1 protein-coding gene is annotated in these 1,614 nt (G+C 73.5%); it reads left to right on the top strand.

Features of this window, described 5'->3' with window-relative positions; genetic code table 11:
* A partial coding sequence (gene recQ, locus HGA02_RS18680; RefSeq protein ID WP_425483082.1) for a DNA helicase RecQ occupies positions 1 to 1,614 on the top strand: 1,614 nt, incomplete at both ends.

The raw sequence follows: 1,614 nt of genomic DNA on the forward strand, positions 1-1,614 counted from the left end.
CGACGAGGCCGCGCACGGGGCGCCCGTCCCGGGCCGCACCCGCCCGCGGGCCGTCCCCGAGCCCGACGACGGACCTCGTCCCAGCCCGCAGGAGGTCCTGCAGCGCGTCTGGGGGTACGACGCGTTCCGCGGCGACCAGGCCGAGATCATCGAGACCGTGGTGGCCGGGGGCGACGCGCTCGTCCTCATGCCGACCGGTGGCGGCAAGTCGCTCTGCTACCAGGTCCCCGCGCTAGTCCGCCCCGGCACGGGCGTCGTCGTGTCCCCGCTGATCGCGCTCATGCAGGACCAGGTCGACGCGCTGTCGGCGCTCGGCGTGCGCGCCGGGTTCCTCAACTCGACGCAGCAGCCGCACGAGCGGCGTGCCGTCGAGCAGGCGTTCCTCGACGGCGAGCTCGACCTCCTCTACCTCGCCCCCGAGCGGCTGCGCGTGCCGGACACGATCGACCTGCTCGACCAGGGCCGCATCGCGCTGTTCGCGATCGACGAGGCGCACTGCGTGTCGCAGTGGGGGCACGACTTCCGGCCCGACTACCTGCAGCTGTCGATGCTGCACGAGCGGTGGCCCGACGTGCCGCGCATCGCCCTGACCGCGACCGCGACGGCCGCGACGCACGCGGAGATCGCGCTGCGCCTCCAGCTCGAGGACGCCCGGCACTTCGTCGCGAGCTTCGACCGGCCGAACATCCAGTACCGGATCGCCCCCAAGGACAACCCGCGCGCGCAGCTGCTCGACCTGCTGCGCACCGAGCACGCCGGCGACGCGGGGATCGTCTACTGCCTGTCGCGGAACTCCGTCGAGCAGACGGCCGAGCACCTCGTCGCGAACGGCATCCCCGCGCTTCCGTACCACGCGGGCCTCGACCGGCTCGTCCGGGCGCGCAACCAGGCGCGGTTCCTGCGCGAGGACGGGCTGGTCATGGTCGCGACCATCGCGTTCGGCATGGGCATCGACAAGCCGGACGTGCGGTTCGTCGCGCACCTCGACCTGCCGAAGTCCGTCGAGGGCTACTACCAGGAGACCGGCCGCGCCGGGCGCGACGGGCTGCCGTCGACTGCATGGCTCGCGTACGGGCTCGCGGACGTCGTGCAGCAGCGACGCATGATCGACACCTCCGACGGCGACGCCGCGCACCGCCGGCGCCTCACGCAGCACCTCGACGCGATGCTCGCGCTGTGCGAGACGGTGTCGTGCCGCCGCGTGCAGCTGCTCAACTACTTCGGCCAGACGTCCGAACCGTGCGGCAACTGCGACACGTGCCTGACCCCGCCCGAGTCGTGGGACGGCACCGTCGCCGCGCAGAAGCTCCTGTCGACGATCGTGCGGCTCGACCAGCGCAACCAGCGGTACGGCGTCGGGCACCTCGTCGACATCCTGCGCGGCAAGACGACCCCCCGCGTCCAGCAGCTCGGGCACTCCGCGCTCAGCACGTTCGGCCTCGGCACCGACCTGTCCGACGGCGAGTGGCGCGGCGTGGTCCGGCAGCTCCTCGCGCTCGAGCTGCTCGCCGTCGACTCGGACGGCTACGGGACGCTGCGGCTCGCCCCCGCGTCGGCCGAGGTGCTGCGCGGCGACCGCGAGGTCCGGCTGCGGCGCGAGCCCGAGCGCTCCGG

The organism is Cellulomonas septica (assembly GCF_012396155.1).
Lineage (GTDB): Bacteria > Actinomycetota > Actinomycetes > Actinomycetales > Cellulomonadaceae > Cellulomonas > Cellulomonas septica.